The following is a 25,140-nucleotide window of genomic DNA, read 5'->3' as shown; positions in this document are numbered from 1 at the left end:
TAACAAATGAGTAAAGACATTATCGTTATAGGAGGCGGAATTATAGGTTTGTGTTCTGCGTATTATCTTCAAAAAGGAGGTCATCAAGTTACTATTGTTGATCAATCCAACTTAGATGCTGGTGCTTCTTATGTTAATGCTGGTTATTTGTCTCCAAGTCATATAGTTCCTCTGTCTGCTCCAGGTGTCATGAAGAAGGGATTCAAATGGATGTTTAATTCGTCAAGTCCGCTATACATTAAACCTAGATTGGAGCAAGACTTCATAAAGTGGACATGGGCTTTTAATAAATCATGTAGTGCCAACCATGTATCTAAAGCAATTCCAGCTATTAAAGCAATCACCTTATTGAGTCAAGACTTATATGATGATATTAAGCGTGACGAACAGTTCTCATTTCATTATGAAAAGAAAGGGTTATTAATGCTTTGTAAGACTGAAGCGATGCTTGAAGAAGAGATTGAAACGGCTCATATTGCTAAGCAAGAAGGTTTAGAAGCAAAAACTATTAGTTTGGAAGAGTTACAAGTTTTAGAGCCTAATGTAGCGATGAATGTGAAAGGCGCAACCTATTATAAGTGTGATTCACATACAACACCGCATGAATTTATGGAGGAGATGAAAACATATTTAAAGAATTCGGGTGTTCAGTTTTATAAGAATGAAAAGGTGCAAGATTTAAATATTTCCAACGGAAAAATAAATTCTATTATAACAGATAAACAAGTTTTAAAAGCCGATGAGTTTATATTAGCTGCAGGATCATGGTCGTATTTATTGAGCAAAAAACTAGGATTGAAATTATTGCTTCAAGCAGGAAAAGGGTATCGTATTAACACCAATCGAAAGACAAATATATCGGTTCCAGCCATTTTGGCCGAAGCGAAGGTTGCTGTAACACCTATGAATGGTTTTACGCGTTTTGCTGGTACAATGGAAATAGCTGGAATAAATCATACAATAAATAAAGCTAGGGTAGAAGCTATTGCAAATGCAGCTACCCGTTATTACCCTGAAATTACGTTAAACTCGGAAGAGAAACAAAAGGCTGCTTCAGGATTAAGACCAGTATCTCCAGATGGATTGCCTTATATCGGGAAGTCTTCAAAATGTAAGAATTTGACAATTGCCACAGGTCATGCTATGATGGGTTGGAGCATGGCAACTGCAACTGGTAAGTTAGTTTCAGAGATTATTGCCGATAAAGAAACAGTAATACCTGTGACGCTATTTAGTCCAGATCGGCGTTTTTAATTAGTTCTGTACCCACTCATCTATTATATCATAAATAGACTGTTGAGTATTTTGAGAAAAGCTTCTTATACGTGTTCTATGATCTCCTTTAGGCTTAACAAATTTGTAAAGTGCTCTATTTTTTGCCGAGTCACTTAATTCGACCGCTGTGGCACTCCATGCATCATATTCGCCATAGATAAAGAGTATCTTTTCGGCAGAATTATCTAAATAGGATTTAATGTCTTGCATTGGTTTTAAGTCGTATGCCTTTGAAATCCCATCTGGAAAAGCCCAATCAAATTTGTAGATCTCTTCGGTATTTAAATAGTTTTTAAAAGGAGCAGTTTCATAGCCATAAATGCCTTGTTGTGTTAAAGCTGCCCAGAAATAAGGTTGTAAGTCTTCAACCGCTTTCTGTTCAAAAAAGCCATAGCCTACAACATCGATGAGGTGCTTATATATCTGAGCTACAGAAACATCTGAAGCTGGAATACTACTTAACGGAATTCCCCACTGCCAAAATGCAAACGAATATTCAAGAATTGTATAATCAATAGCTTTTTCAACTCCAAACTCCCAATTCATGCTCTTTTGTTGCGCTTCATTTTTCATGAGTTGAAGAAGTGCTGCCCTGTTTTCAAAACATAGATTTTGAAACGCTTTAACTTTATTTCTATCCTCTTTGGTTGCAACCGTTTTTAAAAACTCATATACTCGAGGATCTTCACGTTTATAGTTGAGTGGTCCAACATAGCAAACGCTCGCATCAACGTTATTTGGAAAAAATCGACGATGCGCCATCGTGGTTTGACATCCTTTTGAAATACCAGTTGAAATAAATTTAGCGTCAGGATACATGGCATTTCTTATAGTGGTAATGATATTGGCTTGATCTTTTGCAGCATTTTCAATAGTTAGAGTATTCCAATCTATTGTAACAGGGCGTGAATTATTAAAATATCGATGTTCAATAGTAAGTTGATTTGCCTTGTAGTGTGCTGCCAGTTCTCCAGCTCTTTCCGAACCAATTCCATAACCTCTTAATTCTACAATAACTGGCAGATTAGCATTTTCAAATCCAAGAAAAACACGTTGCTTAAATGTGCCTTTTGATGGATCGTTATGATCTATTGGCTGTTCAAACCAGATTTCATAGTTTTCATCAAAGTGACTCGTAGGTTGCTTTTTCTCAATACTAACAATATTAGGGATAGAGGCCAATCTTTCAAAATTGGACACCTCTTTTATTGGAGTAGTAACTGCTACGTTTTGTGTTGTTTTACAACTAAAAAAGGTTACTATAAAAAGAATAGTGTATATAAAATGAGATGGCTTCATAACTAATTGTTTTCTTTCATAAAAGTAACAATATCTATTAAAATGACATAGAATTAGCGGCTTTAAGGAGGAAAAACACTACAAAATCTTAAAAAAATATTTTTGTAATCTATTTAAAATGTGTTGTTTATCGAGTAAAAAAGTCCGTTTATAATCTAAAACCAACCAATTATACATTTAATCGAATATATAGTAATACGCGCATTTTATTTTAGATATTTATAACATAATAATATTGATTGATAGCAAATAAGAAAGACAACCTTAAATCGTATTATTATGAACTTAGAAATTACAAACGCAAATAACTTCTTTAAAGTTAAAGGCTCATTGGATAGACACAATGTTCATGTATTTAAAAAACAGTTTAGAAATGTTTTTGAAAGAGCTAACACAATCACTGTAAGTATTGAAAACCTAACAAGTATTGATCGTTATGGCGTAAGCGCTATAGCTCAATTGCATAATGAAGCCTTGGTTAAAAATAAACGCTTATCAATCATAGGATTAGGTCATAGCAATCTATACGATCATTTTAAGTCTGAAGAAGCAGCTTAATTAGCAAGACATATCAGCAATGATTTTCCATTGTCCATCGATCTTTTTAAAGATAATCATAAACACACCATTAGCATCACCAACTGGACGTGTTAAATGGTATTCTCCCATGACCCAATAATTACCGTTTTCTATTTTAGAAATATCATTAATGACAAATCGTAAAGTACCACTCTCGGCAGGTGTTGGGTAGCCTTTTTTGTAATTTGCAAGTGTATTATCCCAGCCTTGGGTAAGTCCGTTACTACCATAAAATTTTAATGAATTACTTCTCCAGTAACCTTGCATAAAACCTTCAAGGTCATGATTATTCCAAGCAATTTCTTGAGCAGTCATTACCTCTTTAATAGCGGCTTTAGTTTCTTCTATATTGTCTTCGGAAACTTCTACAACATCGATTTGTTTTGTTTCAGTTTGACAAGACATAAGAGTCACTATACAAAAACAGTATATGTATTTTTTCATAAGTATATATTTAAAATCTAAATATACTTAAAATTATAAGGCATTCTTTTGATGTTTAAAAAAAGCATCTGCTTGTAATTGCATTAATTCTCGAGCTTTTTTACGCTTGTAAGCGTATAATTCATCTTCTTCAGCTATATCAGTATAGATTCTATTATTAAGCGTCTGGTCAGTCTTTAATAAGATTTGACGTTCACTAACTTTTTGCTGTACCCAAGTTTTAACTGCAGTTTCGGCATCTTCCAATTTGAAATCGTATTCTCCTTTTGGAGATAATAATTTAGCGAATATAGGCGATGTTTCAATAGCCAGAAATAACAAAAGAATAAAGAACGAAGGCAACCATGGTAACTCACCCAAAGCATTAACGCGTGCCATTAGACCATCAAACCCATCAATAATGGGTTGAGAAGAACTCACTTGCGAGTCATAATCAGATTTAAGTTGAGCGATTTGCGCCTCTGTAGCCATGATTTTGGCTTTGTTATCTGCTTTCAACTGTTGTAACTCGGCAAGGGCTGCGTCATGTTTTTCTCGTTTTTCTTTATAAACGGGGCCTTTCCCTAACAACTCTGTTCCAGCTGTACCCTCGGCTTCAGAAATATAAATATCATAAAGTGCATTAACTTCAGCTTCTTTTGTTGCTATTTGAGACTGCAGTGTGGTGATATTATTTTCTAAGGCTTCTACATTAGGTGTATACTGCTCGGCAATTTGAGTTTGATTAGCTAAGGTTAATTCATTTTTTTGCTCTAGAAGTACTTGATTGATTTCTTTTTCAAAGATTTTAAGCTCTAAAGGTTTAGAAATAACAACAGCAATAATAACTGCTAGAATTATTCTTGGAGATGCTTGAATAATCTCATCAATGATATTATTTCTCTTTTTTATAGTTGAAACGATAAAACGGTCAAGATTGAAAATCAATAATCCCCAAACAAACCCAAAACCTATGGCTGCATATAGATTATCAAAAACAGTATATAGAGCATAGCTACAAGCGATAAAAGCCATCACAGCCGTGAAGAATACAGTAGCTCCTATACCTGCGTATTTGTTTTGTTCACCTATCGCACAATTTTCGAGAATATCTGTATCTGCACCAGAACAGATGATAAAGAATTTTTTTAGCATGATGATTGTTTTTTGATTGATTGCTTATTAGAACGCTAAAAGTATCACTTTGTTACATTATTTAACAGAAAAAGATCTTTCAGGTAATATAAATTCTGAAAGATCTCGAACTTTTATTTTTAAATGTAACCTTTTAGTTTGAAGCGCAATAAACTCTATTAGGATATTCACCACTAACAAACATATTGGTGTTTTCTTTAATAACAAATTCTGAAAGGCCTACGTGTGTTGGATTATCTGGACTCCAATCATAGGTATATCCTAATTGCGTCCAAGGATATCCATATTGGTTGAAAAGAGTGTCTTTACAATCGTTGTATTGTGTTGCTCTGGTATTGTTAAACCATTTTCGATAATCTGGAGTTACGTTATTAGGTAAGTTGAGTCCACATGTATTATCATTTACTTCATTATCTGGTCCAGGTCTAAACATATCTGATGGTTTTACCCATAATTCAAGAAAAAAGGTCTCTGGAGTAAATGGTTGTAAACCGAGTAATTGTCTGAGACGCATATTAGGATCTTTATGATTTTTATAGAAACTTCTGCAGCTATCTTTGATAATTGGAGCTGCTGTAACCCAAATAACTCGATTTCCATTATTAAATTTTCCTTTTTTAGGATACCATGCAGGATTTAGTTTCCACGACACCATTTTGATATAGTGTTCGCCGTTAATTGTTGTATCAATAAGGTTTTTATTTGTTTCAAGATTAATCAAATTATGACTTATCTCACTAGGTTCAGGATTTTGGGCATCTAACATTGCCAAGCTAAAAAGTGAATCTAATTCCTTTATAGGTATTGAAGTAATTGGCACTATACCTGATGTTTTAACGTCTTTAGTTGTTGAATCAGAAGATTTAGTTGCCGTTTGCTCATTTATACTTTGTTGGGAATCTTCTGCCTTTTTGCACATGGTGAGGTTTAATGTTAGACACAAAAAGAATAACAAAGACAGGCAAATGTTTACTTTAGGATTGTAAGATGATTTCATGATTAACGTATTTTCAAATTCTATGAATTGAAAATTAATCATACATCTACGAATCTTTTAGACTCCATTTACCCAAAACTAAAATCACGTAAAATTACGGGTATAAAAAAGCCTCAACTAGTGAGGCTTAACGTATTATTATTTGATGGTGACTACTATGGGTTTTAGCTTTATGCCATTATTACTTTTGATGTCAAAAAACTGTACAGCGCTTCCTTCGTCCATTGCTTCTACATATGATTTTGATTTGTCGTTCAAAACGTTACCAGAAATTGACTCTGTTCTTTTTCCTGGCACTTTAAACTTAAAGCTCTTCACTTTTAGTTTTTTCATTGTTAATTTTAAATCTTTAAACTCCTTTTTTGATAAAGTTATCTGACCATTTACTGGCGTTTTACCATTAATCATTACTAAGAGTTGATTGTTCCCTTTAATACCCAAAAGAGGTCCTTTTTCAGTTATGAAAACCGAAGGTTGTTTAGAGTCGACATTTTTAGCATCAATTTTTAGAAGACCACCTTTTCTTTTAACCAATGAAATTGCCTTATTTGAAGTAATCTCTTTGTCTTTATAAAAGAACTTAGCATTCTTTTTTGACATAGCAATTACAAATACTAAAGGAGACTCCATGTTAAGGGTTTTAGGCGAGATCTTTACAACATTGGATTCTAAGGAAGTCGATACATCAGCATCTTTATGTTTTTTTACATAGGCTAAAGCGTCTTTATATGTCATCTCTTTGTTTTCTAGATAAAAGCGTGCACCATGTCGATTCATCACTTTGATATGATCTACAATAGTTGCTGGTGTAGGTTTTTGAAGACCTACTTTGTTGTTTATAGTAGGTTTTTTAGAAAGTAGTATTGTTGGAATATTAGCTTCATCCTTAATGGTTTGGATATGAATAGATGTGTCTTTTTTTAAGATTTGAATTGCCTTGTCTGATGTGATTTTTTTTCCGTTGAAATAGAAAATAGCATCTTGTTTTGCCATATCTATGATATGATCTAATGGAGATTTTGGAGGTGGCGGCGGCGGAATATTAAGTTCTCCTTTTAAACTAGGATTATTGTCCTTGAATTCAGCGACTAGAATATCATTAGTGTACACTTTAGTTACATATTGATTAGGAATAACCTCTGAAGCATTTACTTGTGTTTTGCTTATGACTTTACCGTTTTTAGATATTTCGAAACCTTGTCTGTTGTAATATTTAGTAAGCCCATTAATAGAGACGTAGTAATTCGTATGACCATTAATTTTTATAAACCCGGTTTTAATGTCGGCTTTTTGTTTTCTCCAATAGTTGTCCGCAGCGTCCTGCATTTTTTTGCGTTGTTCGGGAGTTGCATTTTCAGGAATAGGAGGCGGTGGTGGAACATCTGCATATTCATCTGCACTCGGTCCATTCCCTGTTTTTTTCTTTACAGGAGGTGGCGGTGGCGGTGGTGCTTGAGGTAATTTTGGAAAAGGTTCGGCATTTGCTCTTTGTGCTTTAGTCATGAGTTTATAAATGCGTTCTAACTTTTTATAATCCTTAAGTTTTATAATTCGATTTTTTATGCTCTTATCATTTAGAAATTTTGCCATTTTATTGTACTCAGCTACTTGTTCTGGCGTAGCACCTTGTTGCGATTGTCTTTTGGCAGGCGGAGGCGGAGGCGGTAAAATATTATACTTTTTAATGTCTTCTTTTGAAAAAGAATCATATAACCTAAGACAACGATCTTTTAAAATCAATAAATCGGAGTTATCAAGCCTGTCACCTTTCAAGAATACTTCAATAGCCTTAGCATATTTTTCAGTAAGCACATGGTATTTTTTAATCTTAGATTCTTGATAAGTACTTTTAAAGCCTTCTTTTGTGTATAGACTAAATTGATGTTGCTGAGGAAATTTTTCACTTCGTGCATTTTTATGTACAAAACTACCTGTATAATGAGCAATATCATCTACCTTGTAAGAATTTAGCTTATCATTGGATACATGTACCCCATCAATCCAAATGGCAAATTCTTTCTCGTTTTTCCAAGATTCAAATTGTGCTTTGCTAGGCACTTTAGCTTTAGTTTTTGAAAGATCAACATTTGGGACTTTAGGGTATGGTTCTACAGAGGCCTTTTGTTTATCAGACATTAAATTGTAAATGGATACAATTCTTTCGTATTTAGAATAATCTATTACATGAGTTGTATTGAATTTGATAATGAATTCATTGTATTCTTTCATTAATGCATCTGGAACACCTTCTGAAGAAGTTTCTAAAATAGTATTTTCAGTAGGTGAGTTGTCTTCTCTTACAATTTGTTCTCTATTAGTGAAACTGTATAATAAAATTGCTAATAGTGGCAAAAGAAATAAGCTTCTTAGCCAGATTGATGTTTTTGATGTTTTTGTTTTCATAACTGTAAATCGTTTTTTGATGGATGAATAATTTATGGCATTTGCCAATTGCTGATCAGAAGCTTTTGATGAGAAAGCCAATATGATATTTTGATAAGCCGAAGGTTGTATTCCGTTATTTAAAACGGCACGATCTGCTAAAAACTCATGGTTGAGCTTGACGTCTTGTTTTAACAGATAGATAAGTGGGTTAAACCAAAACACTATTTGTAAAAACTCGATAATGAGTACATCTATACTGTGTTTTTGTTTGGCATGTGTTTGTTCGTGTAGTAATACTTCTTTAGGTATTTCTTTATGCTCAAATTTGTATTTATTTAAAAAGATATAACTGAAAAATGTATGTGGAATCATCAAATTGGTAACAAGTACATTGATAAAACGTTCCGATTTATACTTTGGATTATTCTTGATTCTTGAGATGATCTTATATAAATTAAGGCTAAATTTTAGTAGAAAAATAATAACACCTAGACCATAAATACTCCATAAAATAATTGGTGTGTAATTCGTTGAAGTATCGTCGACATATACTTCTGTAGCTTCAAAGGATGTAATTGGTTCAAATGTGTTAAAGTTTGAAGTAATTGGCTCAATGTATTCTATAAGCGTTATAGATGGAATGATTAATGCAAGAGTTAAAGCAGCTAATAAGTAAAACCGTTTGAATGAATGGATACTTGACTTTTCTAAAACCAATTTATAGAAGACCATAAAAATGGCAAGACAGGCACTAAATTTTAATATATAAATGAGCATGACTACTTGTTTTTTATTTCGTTATCAATTAGAGCTTTTAAATCTTCTAATTCTTCTTTAGTTAGGTCTGTTTCTTTAGTGAAAAATGAGGCGAATTGAGATGCACTATCATTAAAAAATGTTTTGATAAGCGCATTTACATGTTTTGAGAAATAGTCTTTCTTTTTCACCAAAGGATAGTATTCACGTGATTTTCCGTAGAGTTTATAGGCAACAAACCCTTTGCCAATCATTCGTTTTAAAAGAGTAGCAACAGTTGTTGTAGCTGGCTTTGGATTTGGGTAAGATTCTAGTAAATCTTTCATGAAAGCGGTCTCGAGTTTCCAAAGATATTGCATGAGTTGTTCTTCGGTTTTGGATAATTGCATTGCTCTACGTTTTTAGAATTAACTCTACAAATGTAGAATAAAAAATTGAATTTGCAAAAGCCTTTACTCCGTATTTTACCAAAATCCACTATATTTGATACAAAATCACAAGAAAAAGAGCCCACAATGAAAGCAATTAAAACAACCTTAATCTGCATTTTATTTTGTTCCATTTTGTCCCATGGACAAAATGTGCAAGATATTATAAATCAGGTCGATATCACTAGATTGACTCTGACGCTTAATGAATTTACTGGTGAACAAACAACTACTGTAGATGGTAATACAGTTACGATTTTAAATAGACAACAAGCTAATAATGATTTAGCTGCAGATTATTTAGTAGAACAATTTGAAGCGCTAGATAATCTAACAATTACTGACCAAACGTTCAATACTAATGGACGTAATATCATAGCCACTCAATTAGGAAAAACCAATCCTAATGATATTTATATTGTATGTGCCCATTATGATACTGTAGATGATTATTGTGCAGATGATAACGCCACAGGGACTGCAGCTGTACTTGAAATAGCTAGAATCTTATCTAAGCAATGTTTAGACAATACCATTATATATGCACTATGGGATGAAGAAGAAATTGGACTTCGAGGTTCTGCCTTTTTTGCTGACTTAGCTGCTGCAAATGGAGATAATATACTTGGTGTTTTAAATATGGATATGATGGGTTATGATGGAGATAACCCTGGACAACCAGGCGATAATCAATTTGATATTGACTTTAGGGATATTGCTGGTTCGATTGCTATGAAAAATGATATTATAACAGTTTTAAATACATACACTTTTGATTTGGAAGTGGTTGAGGTTCCTAACGGTACTACTGCTAGTGATCATGCTAGTTTTTGGTTTGCTGGAACTGATCCAAGTGATGCTTTTACTGCTGTTTTGGTTGGTGAGTCATGGGAAACTAATGATGAAACCCCTTTTTATCATACGTCTGGTGACCGCTTTACCACATTAGATATTCCTTATTATCATGAAATGGTGAAATTAGTTACAGGTTATATGGTGACACAGGGTAACCTAGTTGCTGTCGATAATACAGTAACACAAACAATGACCATGTTAACATCTAATCAATCCTCTGCATCTTACCAATGGTATGACTGTGATACTGATATGCCAATTTCTGGAGCAACAAATCAGTCTTTTACACCTACAGCTAATGGTAATTATGCCGTAGAAGTGATTTCAGGGACATGTACAGAACGCAGTGATTGCTTATCTTTTAATACACTTGGATTAGACTCTTTTTCTGAAGAGGAAGTCAATGTGTTTCCAAATCCTGTAAAAACAGACCTACACATAGAATCAACAATAAGAAATCAAGATTTACAAATTAATCTCTATGATCTTTCTGGAAAGTTGATTTTAAATACCATGTCTTCAAATGAATTGACTAGCTTGAATCTTAAAGATATTCCTCAAGGGATTTATTTCTTAAATGTGTTGTCCTCTGAAAAAACAGGAACATATAAAATAGTAAAAGAATAATGACATTAACCATGTCATAAATAAAAAAGCCACCAATAGTATTGGTGGCTTTTTTATTTATGAATTACTCAACTCAGTGAAATATTTATAAAACAAAGGGATGGTTTCAATACCCTTAAAATAATTCCAAACTCCAAAATGCTCATTAGGAGAATGAATGGCATCGCTATTTAAACCAAAGCCCATTAATATAGTTTTACTTTTTAATTCTTGTTCAAATAAAGATACAATTGGGATACTTCCACCACTACGTTGTGGTATAGGTATTTTTCCAAAAGTATCATTGTAGGCTTTTGAAGCAGCTTTATATCCAATACTGTCAATAGGTGTAACATAGCCTTGTCCACCATGATGAGGAGATACTTTAACTTTCACACCAGCTGGTGCGATGCTTTCAAAATGAGTTTGGAATAGATTTGTAATGTCTTCCCAATCTTGGTGTGGTACTAATCGCATTGATATTTTAGCAAACGCTTGGCTAGCAATAACTGTTTTAGCACCTTCACCAATATAGCCTCCCCAAATACCATTCACATCTAAGGTAGGTCTAATCGAATTACGTTCATTGGTAGTATATCCTTTTTCACCGTAAACGGCATCAATATCCAAAGCTTTTTTGTAATCATCTAAAGAGAAAGGTGCTTTAGCCATTTCTGCTCTTTCTTCTTCGGAAAGTTCCTCAACTTTATCATAAAATCCAGGAATGGTAATATGATTATTTTCATCATGCAATGAGGCAATCATTTTAGTAAGGATATTAATAGGGTTCGCTACAGCACCACCATATAGTCCTGAATGCAAATCTCTATTTGGACCAGTAACTTCTACTTCAACATAACTTAAACCTCTTAAACCAGTTGTGATAGAAGGGACATCTTGTGCAATCATTCCAGTATCTGAAATTAAGATGACATCATTTTTTAATTTTTCCTGATTGTTTTTAACAAATGTTGAAAGGTTGACACTTCCTACTTCTTCTTCGCCTTCAATCATAAACTTGACATTGCAAGGAAGTTGATTGGTAGATGTCATGAACTCCATAGCTTTTACATGCATATACATTTGACCTTTATCATCACAAGCACCACGAGCAAAAATAGCACCATCAGGATGTATATCTGTTTTTTTAATCACAGGCTCATAAGGCGGCGAGTCCCAGAGTTCTAAAGGATCTGCTGGCTGAACATCATAATGACCATAAACCAAAACCGTAGGCAAATTTTCATCAATCATTTTTTCGCCATAAACAATAGGAAATCCGTCAGTTTCACAAATCTCCACAGTATCACAACCTGCATCTTCAAGGCTAATTTTAATAGCTTCAGCAGTTTTGATCACATCATTTTTATAAGCAGAATCTGCACTTACTGAAGGTATTTTTAGGAGTTCAATAAGTTCATTTAGAAATCGATCTTTATGTTCTTCAATATAGGATTGAATATGTTGCATGAGTATGTTTTTTTGAATTCATTCAAAAGTACAAAAATGAAGGCTATTTTTTCCTAATTAAAGTTATTTGAATATTGAAACTATTGTTTATATTTGCATCCCAATATTTATTGGAAAGTTGCAGGTGTGGTGGAATTGGTAGACACGCTAGACTTAGGATCTAGTGCCGCGAGGTGTGCGAGTTCGAGTCTCGCCACCTGTACTTAGTATAAAGCCGACTCATTTTGAGTCGGCTTTATTGTTTTATGAAATGCGAATAGTTAAAGTTAAAATGGTTTATTCAATTCTTTTTTTCATTATCCCAATAACTTTAATGAACTCACTATATCCAGACTTTTCTTTTATAATTTGACAATTAACCAATTCCCAACCGTTTTTACCTAGTTGATTGAGATAGTTTTCAAGTTGAGAGCTATATTGATAAGTCCCGTCAATAACATCATATTTAAAAGTAGTCATGACAATTGATTTAAATTACTAATAGTGAAATGATTACAGTCTAAATATAATAAATTTAAGTGCTGTGTTGATATTTTTTATTAAAATAAAAAAACCTCCAAAAATTTTTTGGAGGTTTTCGGACCTAATTCAAATCACTAATTAATCAATCAATATTAAAGTTTAATAAGTTTTGAAGTTAATGTTTGACCATTATCATTTTCAATTTTAACTAGATAGATACTCTGTGTTAAATCTGAAATATCATATGTTTCATTTTCTGTGAAATCTCCTTTAAAAGATTTCACTAATTTCCCTGTAATGTCAAATATTTGCAAGCGGTTTAAAGCTTTATTGGTTTTAAATGATGTGTTTACAGGGTTTGGATAAATACTAAATGTATTATTTGTGTCAAAGTCTTCAGTGCTCAATGTTACTGGCACATTTCCAAATATTCTGAATTGCCCTGGAGCAATAGTTACAGTTGAAGCACTGTAAGTTGTATTTCCTGTTTCATCCATTAAGTCAAACCAATTTCCACCAGTAGGAAAACTAGTATTTACAGTTTGTGCAACCACATCAAAATTAGCAAGAACAATTACATTTCTTAATTCTGTTGTTGGAAGAGAGGTGTCAAAAACATCAATTCTTGGAGTTAAGTTCCCAGAAGTAATTGTATAATCACCTTCAAAAACAGGTTCGTTTATTTTTAATGCATTGAGTCTTGCCCAATCATTATAAATTTGATTTCTATTGGGATCACTTAACCAGTTTTCTGCCCATTGTGGCTGAGGTTTGGTATCAAGCTTACAATTTGGATTATTAACGCTACCATCAGGACATGTAAATATCGAATTGTCCATACCTAAAGCAGCAAAGTGCCAAATCATTTTTGGACCAGGAACAGTTAAGCTAACTGCACCTAATGCCGACATTCTAGATAACGCTGTGTTTAAATCTCTCACATTATGAGAACCATTACTATTGTTTCCAAACTCAATGTTTTTGTACATCAAGCGTTCTTCATCATGACTTTCTGGATATCCCATAACACGAGGACCATCAAATTGTGAACGTGATTTATGGCCTATACCATTAATGTTTGAGTTAGAGCTAAAGCCCATGGTTAGCTGATTATATGGATCGGTCATTTTCCCCCACATCATGATACCTTTTCCTTCATCAAAACGATAGTTTGCCCATTCTTTTTCTTCATTTTCCTGACCTAAATGTTCAAAAATCACATAATGATCTGGATCTAATGACCATGAATAATCGGCATATGCTTTTAAGATGTCAACACGATCTTGTTGGTAGCTGTTTGTACAACCTTCGTTGTTTTCACAATTTTGAGTAAATCCTTTAGTTAAATCCCAACGGATACCATCTATTTTAAAATCTACAATCCAATGTTTTAAAACACGTTCTACATAATTATTGGTAATTGGATTTGTGGTTTGGTTTGCACTAGCACCAGGGTCGTTTGGTTCTTCTTCTGTATGGCTAAAATCTGATCCTACATTGTAACTATGTTGAGGTGTTTGATTGAAGTAAGGATTCTCACTACTTGGTCCTCCCCAACCATCATTATCTGGATCATCCATCCACATACGTACCATTGGGCTTCTTCCGAAGGCATGATTTATGGCTAAGTCAAGAATGACAGCAATACCATTTTGATGGCATAAATCAATAAATTCTTTAAACTTGTTTTCCGTTCCGTAGTATTTATCTAATGCCATATGAAATGACGTATTGTAGCCCCAACTTTCATTGCCTTCAAATTCCATAACTGGCATTAATTGAATGGCATTAACATTTAAATTTTTGAAATAATCAATTCTGTCAATTAAATCTTGATAGTTTCTGTTGATATCAAAATCTCTGACTAAAACCTCATATACAATTAAATCTTCTTCTTTAGGTTTTTCAAAGTTTGTGACTTGCCAGTTGTAAGGTGTTTGTCCTGTTTGTAAAACAGTAACTTCACGCTCTTGTCCATCTGGATAAACAGGTAAGTTTGGATACGAAGACGCTGGAATAAATGGGTCATCAAAAGGAGATAACACTAAAGTAGAATATGGATCAGCAGTTTTTACCAGAGCAGGAGAATCAGCTACTGGATTTGTATCAAACACCCAATATTGATAGGTTTCAATTTGACCAGGAGTTAAACCTGTAAGTTCTAACCAATACTTTCCTGTACTTGGGTCACGCTTCATAACATCTGCGCTCGTTGGAAGATAGTTATTAAAACTTCCTGCAATTTGAATGAACTCTTTTTTAGGAGCAGTTAATACAAGTGTTGCTTTTGTTTGATCTGCATCATAATTGATGCCGTCTTCGACACCAACAGGCATTGCTTCTTCTGTAACATTAGATATAACATATACTTCAATGAATGCTTCTCCAGTTTCAGAGGAACTCTGTGGTGAGCCAACAAATTTGTATATAGCACTTTCAGTAATATTTTGAATTGTAGTATTACAAGAAGGAAATCCACAAGTACCAGAAACTACTGGAGTGACTTCATCATTCTTAAAAATATCAAATGAACCTTGAACTGTGGTAGCACCTTGAAATTGAATTGTTGCAGATACAGCCAAGTCATCTCCAGAATTTAAAATGACTACAGAACTTGATGGCTGTGTAATGGTAATAGAGACGCTTCCGATAGGAAAAATAAAGTCATTACAACCATTGGCTTTCAACTCTTGAGTTCCATCAGGATTTCTAAATACCATTCCTATTTGGGTAGCATTATCGGCTTGCGTCTGATCGAGTCCATAATACGATTGTGGCGTGATTGTAATACTGTAGGTTCCATCGCCATTATCGGTCATTTCACCAACACCATCATCTTGGCCCCAATTTCCAATAACACTAAATCCAAAGGCATTCGAATTATCACCTATGCCAGAATGCATATATACTTTTGCAGGGCTATTTAATCCATTACAATCACTATCAGTACTATTGATGTCAACAGTTATCGTAACTGGTTGATCTACTTCAATGGCACCAACATCAAGTGATACTTGCGCACTTAAAAAAGAAGAGCAAAGTAATAACAAAACATATAATTTTCTTTTCATAGCAAATGAGTTTTTTAAAAAAAGGCTATGTTATAACATAGCCTTTTCACATATTATATAATACTATTTAATATGAACGAACTACTGAAGTGTAATTGTCTTATTAACTGTATCTATTATTGTATAGTATTGGCCAGTTGTTCCAGTAAATCTGAAATTATTGTCACCATCCATGGCATCTTCAAAGTTTGAATCGATAACATAGCCATCATCAGCAAAGAATGGGAAGTTTTGTCCAGAAGACCAATCTGTAGCTGTTGTAAAGAATCTAAAGTTTGCGTCACCGTCAGCTGTATAATTTACCCAACCTTCGTAAACACCATTACCTTCACACATTAATTGTACTGGAGTTCCCCAGTCCCAACCAGCATCTGGTAAACCAGCACCTACTGCCCACAATTGATCTAGGTCACATGTACCTTGCGCTGTAGGAGCATCTAGTGTAATAGTTTTGTTTAAAGCATCAATAGTTAAGAAATATTTACCTGAAGGACCTGTGAATAAGAAATTGTTATCACCATCCATCGCGTCTTCAAACATTGGGTCGATTGTATATCCATCGGCAATAAAACCAGGATAGTTAACACCAGAAGACCAGTCTGTAGCTACAGTAAAGAATCTAAAGTTTCCGTCACCATCAACATTATTTACTAAATCTACATTAACAGTATATACATTAGTTCCAGAACATTTCGCTTCTTGAGGTGTAGCCCAGTCCCAACCAGTAAATTTCACACCAGCTCCAACCATATAGTATTGATCAAAATCACATACTGCTGGTGATACTGTAGTTTCTTCAGGTAGTACAACAGTTAAAGCACTTGAAGGAGAGAAGTTCTCTTCACCATTATCTCCAACAAATGAACGTAATCTAAAGTATACTTGTCCTGTATTAGGTGCTTCTGTTTCAGAATCGGCATCTAAACCAGCTTGAGCAGCATACCCCAACATGTCTCCAATGGTAATAGCAATCTCATTTCCAGAAGTTGTTGCTATAACTTCTCCATCAGTAAAGTCTCCTATTATAGATTTTTGTAATTCATAAGATACGTTAGTTGGAACGGCTACATCTGCCGAGTTCCAAGTAAAACGTTCACCTAAATTATTTGCAGTTTGTGGTGTTAAAACATATTCAGCCTGAAATGAGTTTGTGAAAACTAAATCAGAATTATTATTGGCTATGAAGACAACGTCATCTTCTGTTTCACAGCTATTAAAACTTAATAAGGCAAAGATGAAAAGGCCTAAAATTGATAATTTTTTCATGTTATTTGTTGTTATTAGTATCCTGGGTTTTGTGTTAAATTGGTGTTTACTCCTAAATCATTTGCAGGAATAGGCATTAGATCTCTAAAAGCTTCGGTAGTTGCTCCGTTAGGAACATTACCTTTCCAAGCCCATATTCCTTGAGTAGAGAATTGACCATAGCGTATAAGATCTGTTCTACGGTGACATTCCCAATATAATTCTCTAGAACGTTCATCTAGTATAAAATCGAGAGTTAAATCACCTGCCGTAATATTTCCACTAGTATCTCCATAGGCACGCACACGTAATTCGTTAACATAGTCAACGGCAGTAGACATGGTTCCACCACCACCTCTAAGCATAGCTTCGGCATACATTAGGTACACATCAGCAAGTCTAAACATTGGAAAATCGATATCAACAAATTCGCCAGTTGAGTCATTTCCTTGGTTTCCATTTACATCGACGTTTCTCCATTTAGTAACAGCATAACCACTTGTAAAAGGACCAATTGCTTCAACTTCTTTAGTTTGTCCATCGGTATAGAATAATGCACGTCCATCTGCAGAATTTTCTTCATCTGGGAATTGCTCTACAAACGTAGGTGTCGTTCTAATTCCGAACCATCCACCATTGATACCAAAATCACTAGCAGGCATTGAACCTCCAACAGGAGCGTGAACTAAAAATGTTGTTCCTCCGTATGATTGTGAATTAAGTCCGTCGAATGGAATTGTAAAAATCACTTCTTCTTGAGCACCATTAGAATTGTTGTCGGCAAGGAATGAATTAATATATGGTCCAGAAGGAATAGAGTATCCAGCTCCAATAATATTGTTAGTATAAGTAATAACCTCTGTGTATCTTGGTGTACCAGTATACACTTCAGAGTTAAGGTACATTTTAGCTAATACCATCCATACTGCAGCTCTATCTGCACGACCATATTCATTTGATCTAGGTGCAGCAATGTCATTCTCTATAGCTAATAATTCAGATTCTATATAATCAAACAAGTCAGCTCTTTGGATTTGTTGAGGTAAAAAAGCACCAACATTATCATTTTCAGTAACGAAAGGCATATTTCCAAAAACATCCATAGCGTGATAGTAAGCTAAGGCTCTTAAAAATCGCGCTTCTACTCTATAATCTTGAATTTCAGCTTGCAATTCGGCACTAACACCTCTATCATTTAGTTTAGCATCTGTTGTTTCTCTTAAAAAGTTATTAACGATAGAGACTTCATACATAAATCTAGAGTATGCAGCTCTTGTAAATTCGTTACCTGCTGTCCATGTTTGGTAGTTTAAGTTTCTAATACCACCATCATTCCATCCAATAACGGCTTCATCAGTTGGTAATTCTTGAACTTTCCAAAGAGATCTCAAATATGCCGAAGCACCTTCATCATCAGAAACAATATCAGGAGAACCTGTTGTATTTTGACCAGTTAACCCAAGACCTGCATAAAGTTTTGCAAAGGCTTGTCTGTACGCATCAGGACCATCAAAGGCGGCATCACCAATAAGGCGACCGTCTTCTGGTTGTAAATCCAGTTTATCCTCACAAGAGTGCAATACTGCAATCATAGCGAATAAAGCTAGGACTAATCTAATTGTTTTCATTTTTAACATAGCTTTGTAGTTTTATATTTATTCATCATTTTTTTAGAAAGAAAAATTAAGTCCAAGTACATAATTTGTAGATCTCGGATAAAAGTTATTATCAATACCACTAGAAATTTCAGGATCTAACCCATCATATTCTGTAATCACAAATAAATTTGTTCCAGTTAATGATAATCTCAATTGTGTTTTTTCAAATGGAATCAAGTATCCAATAGATAAGTTGTCTAATCTTACGAAGTCAGCTCTTTGAATATAAGCATCAGAAAATAATTGCTGATCTCTAAATCCAGTAGTTAATACACTTTGGTGTGCATTTGGCTGATAGTTTCCTGCAGCATCTAAAATAGATGCTAAGTTTCCTCTACTTGAAGCCACATTATTGTAAACATAGTTTCCAAAACTTCCTCTAAATGTGAAACTTAGGTCAAAGTTTTTGTAGTTGAAATTGTTAGTGAATCCCATAAACGCATCAGGTGTAGCTTTTTTATATGCTTGTCTATCTGCAGTTGTAATTTGATTATCACCATTAACATCTACATAAGCACCTTCTATTGCATTTCCATTAGCATCGTATACTTGTCTAAAAACAAAGAATGTCGATGGATCTAAACCTGGCTTGTATAATTGGATCGTATTACCTGTTCCACCAGAGATACCTCCAACTGGGATAGAAAATTCAGGATCATCAGATAAATTCAATTTAGTAATCTCTCTATCTTGTAATGTAATGTTGAAATTAGCATTCCAGTTTAGGTTTTCAGATTTTATAATCTCACCATTTAAACTAAATTCTAAACCTCTACTTACCGTTTCACCAATATTAGTTGTGACTTGATCCGACAGGTTTGAACCAGCAGGCACTGGAACTTGTGCTAATAAATCGGTTGTTTCTCTATAGTATCCATCAATAGTACCTGTTAGTCTATTGTCAAAAAATCCAAAGTCTAATGCAACATTATATTGTGAAGTTTCCTCCCATTTAAGGTCTGCAGCAAAAGCATCTGGTCTTAATGTAGGAACAAATTCATCTCCAAATTGAACAGATACTTGGTTGTTAACAGCTGGAGAATAAATTCCTAAATAACCGTAGTTATTATTATTTAATTCTTGCTGACCAGTAACACCCCAACCAGCTCTAAGTTTCAGGTTAGAGAAGAACGATTCTGCAAGGAACTCTTCATTTGATAGTTTCCATCCAATAGAAGCTCCAGGGAAATTACCCCAACGATTATCTGGTCCAAATCTAGAAGAACCATCACGTCTGTAGCTTAAAGAAACTAAGTATTTATCTGAAATATCAAAACTAGCTCTAGCAAAATAAGACTCAAGAGCATTTCTGTTAATAATTGTTGGTACAGGTGCTAAAGCACCTTCAGAATTTGTTCTGGTATTTTCATTGAGTTTATAAAACTCTTGGTAAGCATGACCTACAGTAACATCTAAGTCTGTATCGATGGATTGAATATCAGATTTGTAATTAAAGTAAAAATCTAATGATTTGTTTTTGTCAAATCCACCGTACAAATTTGTAGTATTAAAACCATTAGCATTGTTAGGGTTAGCTACTCTAAATTCGGCACCGTCATTTTCAGAATAATCTATACCTGCATTAAGATTAAAACGCAATCCTTCTAAGAACCAAAATTTGTAATCGATATTAAAATTGGCAATAGCACGTTTTGTAGTACTTCTATTTTGATAGTTATTATTATCTAAATAAAACAATGGATTTACAGGTGCTAAAGGGTCTCCTAATTGCGTGTAGTTTCCATCTTGATCAAATATAGATTGTGTTGGGTCAAATGCAATAGCGCCACCAATAGATCCTTGGTCAGCGAAGTTGTATTCATCCTTAATTCCTTTGGCTGTTAATGTTAACTTCAAGTCATTATCTAAAAATCTATGAACAAATGCAGTATTAATAGCATTTCTTTCGTAAAGATCTCCTAATAATGTTCCTTCCTGAGATACATGATTTAAATTCACTCTGAAATTGAAATTTTCATATCCTTTAGACACTGTTAAGTTATGAATAGCACCTACACCAGTTGTAAAAATTTCTTCTTGCCAATTGGTATTAGCAGTACCATTTAATGAAGGATCAAATTCTGGATTTGTACTTTGAATATCGATAAATTGATCAGCTGTAAGCACATCTACATAATCATTAACACTTTGTAATGATGCTTTTAAGTCATACTCTACAGCCCAAGGTGCGTTTGTTTTACCTTTTTTGGTCGTAATTAAGATTACACCATTTGAAGCTCTAGATCCATAAATAGCAGTTGCAGAAGCATCCTTTAAAACCACAAAATCCTCAATATCAGCAGGATTTATAGCATTCAATGAATTTCTAACACCTTGAACACCTCTTTGGTCTAAAGGTAAACCGTCTACTACAATAAGAGGAGAGTTGTTGGCAGTTAGAGAAGCTCCACCACGAATTCTAATTTCAGATCCTTCACCTGCAGCTCCACCACCAGATGTGATACGAACACCAGCAGCTTTACCAGCTAATAATTGTTCGGGCGCAACAATTGCCCCTCTATTAAATTCTTCGTCACCTACTTTCTCAACAGCTCCAGTTGCATCCTGCTTGGTTGTAGAACCATAACCAATTAGAACGACTTCGTCTAATTGACCAGCATCTTGAACTAAAGCTACATTAAGTGGCGATTGTCCTGTGTAAGTGATTTCTTTTGTCTTATATCCTAAGTATGAAAATACTAAGATATCTCCTTGACTGACTGTTATTGAATAATTACCATCAAAGTCAGTAGATGCTCCAGTTGTAGTTCCTTTTACAAGAATGTTTACTCCTGGAAGCGGTAATGCGTTAGCTTCATCAGTTACTATACCAGTTACTTTAGTTTGACTAAAGAGGGTTGCCGGTAATAAAAATGTTAGTACTAATAAGCTATTTAAAAATGTCTTCATAAAATATTTTTAAAGTTAGTTGCTTTAGTTAATTGATTTATATTTTCACTTCTGGTGTTAAATCTATGTAAAATTTAGGTGTTTTTTTTGTTATCCCTTTGTATTTGGGCAACGCAAACGTTTTCGTGTTGAAAACTTTTTAGATTTTAACAGTAACTAACTTAAAATGCTCAAAAATTATCGAATTTGTAATAAAATAATATCTTTATTGTCAACTTCGGAATATAAAATACGTAAATATAGCAAGAAAAGCAAATAATTGTTTAATCTTGTTTCGAAAATATTAAACAAAAATATTGTTGTAAATCGCTCGAATGAAACGAAAAATAACCTTAAAACAAATAGCAAAAGAATTAGATGTTTCTATTTCAACTGTATCAAAAGCATTAAGAAATAGTGTCGAAATAAGTGAAGATACTAGGCAGAAAGTTCAAGCTTTTGCAAAACTCTATAACTACAGGCCTAACAATATTGCACTAAGTTTGAAGAATAGAAAGACAAAAACCATAGGCATTATTATACCTGAGATTGTTCACTATTTTTTCTCAAAGGTGATTACTGGTATTGAACTTGTGGCCAACAAAAGAGGTTATAATGTTATTGTTGGACTTTCTAATGAATCTTTTGACAAAGAGGTGATTAACATGCAAATGCTTGCCAATGGCAGTATAGATGGTTTTATTTTATCAATATCAAAGGAAACACTGCAACAACAAGATTATCATCATTTTTTAGAGACTATTAACCAAGGTATGCCAATAGTAATGTTTGACCGTGTTGTTAATGAAATCCCTTGTGATAAAGTTATCGTTGATGATGTTAAAGGTGCAAAAAAAGCGGTTGAAAAACTAGTGTCTAGTGGCTGTAAAAACATAGCTATAATTACTACAAAAGATTATGTTAGTGTAGGCAAGCTTAGAACTCAAGGGTATTTGGAGGCTTTAGAAGATCATAAAATACATCCTGAGGCATCTATGATATTAAAAATTGAAGATAAATTATTGTCTGACGATGATTTGGATAAGTTAGAAGCTGAAATTGAGCAATTATTTAAATCCAATAAATCTATTGATGGTATTTTTGCAGTAAATGAGCTTTATGCAGTAACTGCTATCAAAGTAGCGAGAAAGTTAGGGTTAGAAATTCCTAAATCGTTACAAGTTGTTAGTTTTACTGATGGTGTGCTCTCCAAACATTCTACACCAAGCCTTACGACTGTGAGTCAGCACGGACAAGAAATCGGCGAAAAAGCTGCCGATTTGTTGATTAACAGATTAGAGATGGACGAAGATAACGAAGAGGAGGAGGAGACCTTTGAAACAGTCGTTATTGAGACTAATCTCATCGAAAGAGAATCGACCAAATAAGATATTTAACATTGATTAAATAAAAACTTTACTATATTTACACCCTAATCAAAACTTATATTTTCACTTCTACATTTAAGTTTTGATAAGTTTTATCGCTTGTCAATAGTATTAATTTAAACATACTATTATGAAAAAGCGCACGCTTGGTTTTTGGGAAATCTGGAACATGAGTTTCGGTTTCTTAGGGATACAATTCGGATTTGCATTACAAGGAGGCTTTATGTCTCGTATCTTTCAAACACTAGGAGCTGAAAAGGATGCTATACCATTATTATGGATTGCAGCGCCTCTTACAGGTTTGCTTGTACAACCTATTATTGGTTATTTAAGTGATCGAACGTGGCACCCTAAACTTGGTCGAAGAAGACCTTACTTCCTTATTGGTGCTATATTAAGTTCACTAGCTTTATTTTTTGTTCCTCACTCGCCAGCATTGTGGGTGGCAGCTGGATTTTTGTGGATACTTGATGCTTCAATAAATATTTCTATGGAGCCTTTTAGAGCGCTTGTAGCAGATAAATTACCTAAGTCTCAACGTTCTTACGGATTTGTTGTACAAACTCTGATAATTGGAATTGGGACATGGGTTGCTAGTAACTTACCGTGGATGGTCTCTAAACTTGGAGTGAGTAATTCTGCGGCGTCAGGTGTTGTGCCTATGTCTGTTAAAGTAGCTTTTGCTATTGGGGGCTTCGTGTTTTTATTAAGTATATTATATACTATTTTCACTACTTCCGAATATCCTCCTGAGGATATGGAAGAATTTAAAAGAGAAAAAGAAAAGAAAAATCAATTCATTCCTGATATTTTAAATAACATAGGAAATATGCCATTAACAATGAAGAAACTTGGATTGATCCAATTTTTTTCATGGTTTGCCTTTTTTACGATGTGGAGTTTAGCTAATCCAGCATTAACAGAGCATGTTTTTAAAACTCCTGCACCAGTAAAGAGTGAGTACAATATGGATATTCCAGCTCAAGCAGAGGCGTTTAATTTAGTAAATACGGCCTTTCAAGAGTCTTCAAATGCCGTAGGATCTGCGATGGGAGTTTATGGTTTGTCATCAATGGCATTTGCTTTAATATTAACATTTTATACTTCTAGACGGCGTATTAACAGAAAGTATGTTCACATGGGGTCGTTGATGTTAGGTGGATTAGGATTTTTGTTAATGAATTACACATCTCCCGAAAATTTAAAATGGTGTTTTGCCTTAATTGGTTTTGCCTGGGGAAGTATTCTGTCTATGCCTTATGCGATGCTCTCTAGTTCTGTAGATCCAAAGAAAATGGGTGTTATTATGGGAATTTTTAACATGTTTATTGTAATTCCCCAGATAATCGCAGCTTTAGGAGGGATTAATTTTGTTTCAGGGCTTTTAGGAGATGAAGCTATAAACGCTATGACTGTTGCAGGAGTCAGTTTAGTAATTGCCGGATTCTGTAACTTATTAATTACAAATAAAAATGCAATTACATACCAAACTGAAGAATTGTAAAAATGAATAAAAAAGGATTCATATTTGACCTAGATGGTGTTATTGTTGATACAGCAAAGTATCACTTTTTAGCTTGGAAAAAATTAGCCAATAGTATTGGTATAGATTTTTCCGAAGTACAAAATGAACAACTTAAAGGCGTTAGCAGAGTACGTTCATTAGAAAAAATATTAGAATGGGGAAATACATCCCTTTCACAAGATGAATTCATGAGACTCATGGGTTTGAAAAATGACAATTATCTGAGTTATATTAATACTATGGACGACTCAGAGATTTTGCCTGATGTCACCGAAACTTTAAATTTTCTTGTTGAAAAACAGCAAGGAATAGCTTTAGGTTCGGCAAGTAAAAATGCAAGATCAATTCTAACTAAAGTAGACCTTTTAGACAAGTTCCAATCTGTTGTAGATGGTAACGATGTATCTAAAGCAAAACCAGATCCTGAGGTATTTCTAATAGGTGCAAAACTATTAAATATTGAGCCTGAAAATTGTATTGTATTTGAGGATTCTGTTGCTGGAATTCAAGCAGCAAATACAGCCGGTATGATATCTATTGGGATAGGTGAAAATAGTGTGCTGCATGAGGCAGATTATGTATTTAAAGATTTTACCAAGATGTCTAAAGCCTTTATAACAGACATTATTTCTGGAAAAATCGAAAAACAATCAAAAAAAAGTATCAATCAATAA

18 protein-coding genes and 1 tRNA gene are annotated in these 25,140 nt (G+C 34.0%); 7 read left to right on the top strand and 12 right to left on the bottom strand.

Annotated features, from left to right (window positions below; genetic code table 11):
• The first annotated feature begins 6 nt into the window (after positions 1-6).
• The gene (locus Q0783_RS01965) at positions 7-1,254 is read left to right on the top strand and encodes an FAD-dependent oxidoreductase (RefSeq protein WP_298892842.1); all 1,248 of its coding nucleotides are present in this window, start codon (positions 7-9) and stop codon (positions 1,252-1,254) included.
• Here Q0783_RS01965 and Q0783_RS01960 read toward each other — a convergent pair whose 3' ends face one another.
• Positions 1,255-2,574 carry a S28 family serine protease gene (locus Q0783_RS01960; RefSeq protein ID WP_298892841.1) on the bottom strand — a complete coding sequence of 440 codons (1,320 nt, stop codon included), beginning with the start codon at positions 2,572-2,574 and terminating at the stop codon, positions 1,255-1,257.
• 279 nt (positions 2,575-2,853) lie between these two features.
• On the opposite strand from Q0783_RS01960, the gene Q0783_RS01955 reads away from it, so the two are divergent.
• Positions 2,854-3,132, top strand: coding sequence for an STAS domain-containing protein (locus tag Q0783_RS01955; protein ID WP_298754510.1), 279 nt, complete (start codon positions 2,854-2,856; stop codon positions 3,130-3,132).
• Here the strand turns inward: Q0783_RS01955 and Q0783_RS01950 are convergent, their stop codons facing one another.
• The 5 genes from Q0783_RS01950 to Q0783_RS01930 all read right to left on the bottom strand — a co-directional run bounded on the left by Q0783_RS01950 (position 3,133) and on the right by Q0783_RS01930 (position 9,258).
• Entirely contained in the window at positions 3,133-3,597 is a 465-nt protein-coding gene (locus tag Q0783_RS01950; RefSeq protein WP_298892839.1) for a nuclear transport factor 2 family protein, read from the bottom strand.
• 33 nt (positions 3,598-3,630) lie between these two features.
• The gene (locus Q0783_RS01945; protein ID WP_298892837.1) at positions 3,631-4,731 is read right to left on the bottom strand and encodes a DUF4407 domain-containing protein; all 1,101 of its coding nucleotides are present in this window, start codon (positions 4,729-4,731) and stop codon (positions 3,631-3,633) included.
• Positions 4,732-4,864: 133 nt separating this feature from the next.
• The gene (locus tag Q0783_RS01940; RefSeq protein ID WP_298892835.1) at positions 4,865-5,728 is read right to left on the bottom strand and encodes a hypothetical protein; all 864 of its coding nucleotides are present in this window, start codon (positions 5,726-5,728) and stop codon (positions 4,865-4,867) included.
• Between the two features lie 138 nt (positions 5,729-5,866).
• Entirely contained in the window at positions 5,867-8,890 is a 3,024-nt protein-coding gene (locus tag Q0783_RS01935; RefSeq protein WP_298892833.1) for a M56 family metallopeptidase, read from the bottom strand.
• Between the two features lie 2 nt (positions 8,891-8,892).
• On the bottom strand, positions 8,893-9,258 hold the full coding sequence (locus Q0783_RS01930) for a BlaI/MecI/CopY family transcriptional regulator (RefSeq protein WP_298892831.1): 366 nt from the start codon (positions 9,256-9,258) through the stop codon (positions 8,893-8,895).
• Between the two features lie 126 nt (positions 9,259-9,384).
• Here Q0783_RS01930 and Q0783_RS01925 point away from each other — a divergent pair, with 126 nt between their 5' ends.
• On the top strand, positions 9,385-10,779 hold the full coding sequence (locus Q0783_RS01925; RefSeq protein ID WP_298892829.1) for a M28 family peptidase: 1,395 nt from the start codon (positions 9,385-9,387) through the stop codon (positions 10,777-10,779).
• Positions 10,780-10,836: 57 nt separating this feature from the next.
• On the opposite strand, the gene Q0783_RS01920 is transcribed toward Q0783_RS01925, so the two are convergent.
• Positions 10,837-12,228, bottom strand: a complete 1,392-nt coding sequence (locus Q0783_RS01920; RefSeq protein ID WP_298892826.1) for a dipeptidase — start codon at positions 12,226-12,228, stop codon at positions 10,837-10,839.
• Positions 12,229-12,348: 120 nt separating this feature from the next.
• Here Q0783_RS01920 and Q0783_RS01915 point away from each other — a divergent pair.
• Positions 12,349-12,430 (top strand) — tRNA-Leu (locus Q0783_RS01915).
• 74 nt (positions 12,431-12,504) lie between these two features.
• Here the strand turns inward: Q0783_RS01915 and Q0783_RS01910 are convergent.
• From Q0783_RS01910 to Q0783_RS01890, 5 genes are all read right to left on the bottom strand, one after another.
• Complete coding sequence (locus Q0783_RS01910) at positions 12,505-12,687, bottom strand: DUF4177 domain-containing protein (protein WP_298892824.1); 183 nt, start codon at positions 12,685-12,687, stop codon at positions 12,505-12,507.
• A gap of 155 nt (positions 12,688-12,842) precedes the next feature.
• Entirely contained in the window at positions 12,843-15,761 is a 2,919-nt protein-coding gene (locus tag Q0783_RS01905; protein WP_298892822.1) for an alpha-amylase family glycosyl hydrolase, read from the bottom strand.
• Positions 15,762-15,842: 81 nt separating this feature from the next.
• Positions 15,843-17,027, bottom strand: a complete 1,185-nt coding sequence (locus tag Q0783_RS01900; RefSeq protein ID WP_298892820.1) for a SusE domain-containing protein — start codon at positions 17,025-17,027, stop codon at positions 15,843-15,845.
• A 14-nt stretch (positions 17,028-17,041) separates the two neighbouring features.
• On the bottom strand, positions 17,042-18,634 hold the full coding sequence (locus Q0783_RS01895; RefSeq protein WP_298892818.1) for a RagB/SusD family nutrient uptake outer membrane protein: 1,593 nt from the start codon (positions 18,632-18,634) through the stop codon (positions 17,042-17,044).
• Positions 18,635-18,676: 42 nt separating this feature from the next.
• On the bottom strand, positions 18,677-21,574 hold the full coding sequence (locus Q0783_RS01890) for a SusC/RagA family TonB-linked outer membrane protein (RefSeq protein WP_298892816.1): 2,898 nt from the start codon (positions 21,572-21,574) through the stop codon (positions 18,677-18,679).
• A 314-nt stretch (positions 21,575-21,888) separates the two neighbouring features.
• Between Q0783_RS01890 and Q0783_RS01885 the strand changes: the two genes are divergently transcribed.
• The 3 genes from Q0783_RS01885 to pgmB all read left to right on the top strand — a co-directional run bounded on the left by Q0783_RS01885 (position 21,889) and on the right by pgmB (position 25,140).
• Complete coding sequence (locus Q0783_RS01885; protein WP_298892814.1) at positions 21,889-22,941, top strand: LacI family DNA-binding transcriptional regulator; 1,053 nt, start codon at positions 21,889-21,891, stop codon at positions 22,939-22,941.
• 130 nt (positions 22,942-23,071) lie between these two features.
• Positions 23,072-24,445, top strand: coding sequence for an MFS transporter (locus Q0783_RS01880; RefSeq protein WP_298892812.1), 1,374 nt, complete (start codon positions 23,072-23,074; stop codon positions 24,443-24,445).
• 2 nt (positions 24,446-24,447) lie between these two features.
• A complete protein-coding gene (gene pgmB / locus Q0783_RS01875) occupies positions 24,448-25,140 on the top strand; it encodes a beta-phosphoglucomutase (RefSeq protein WP_298892810.1) in 693 nt (230 codons plus the stop codon).

This window comes from uncultured Psychroserpens sp. (assembly GCF_947500255.1).
Taxonomy (GTDB): Bacteria; Bacteroidota; Bacteroidia; order Flavobacteriales; family Flavobacteriaceae; genus Psychroserpens.
The sequence above is the reverse complement of the archived record's forward strand: the minus strand, read 5'-3'. Positions and strand labels throughout refer to the sequence as shown.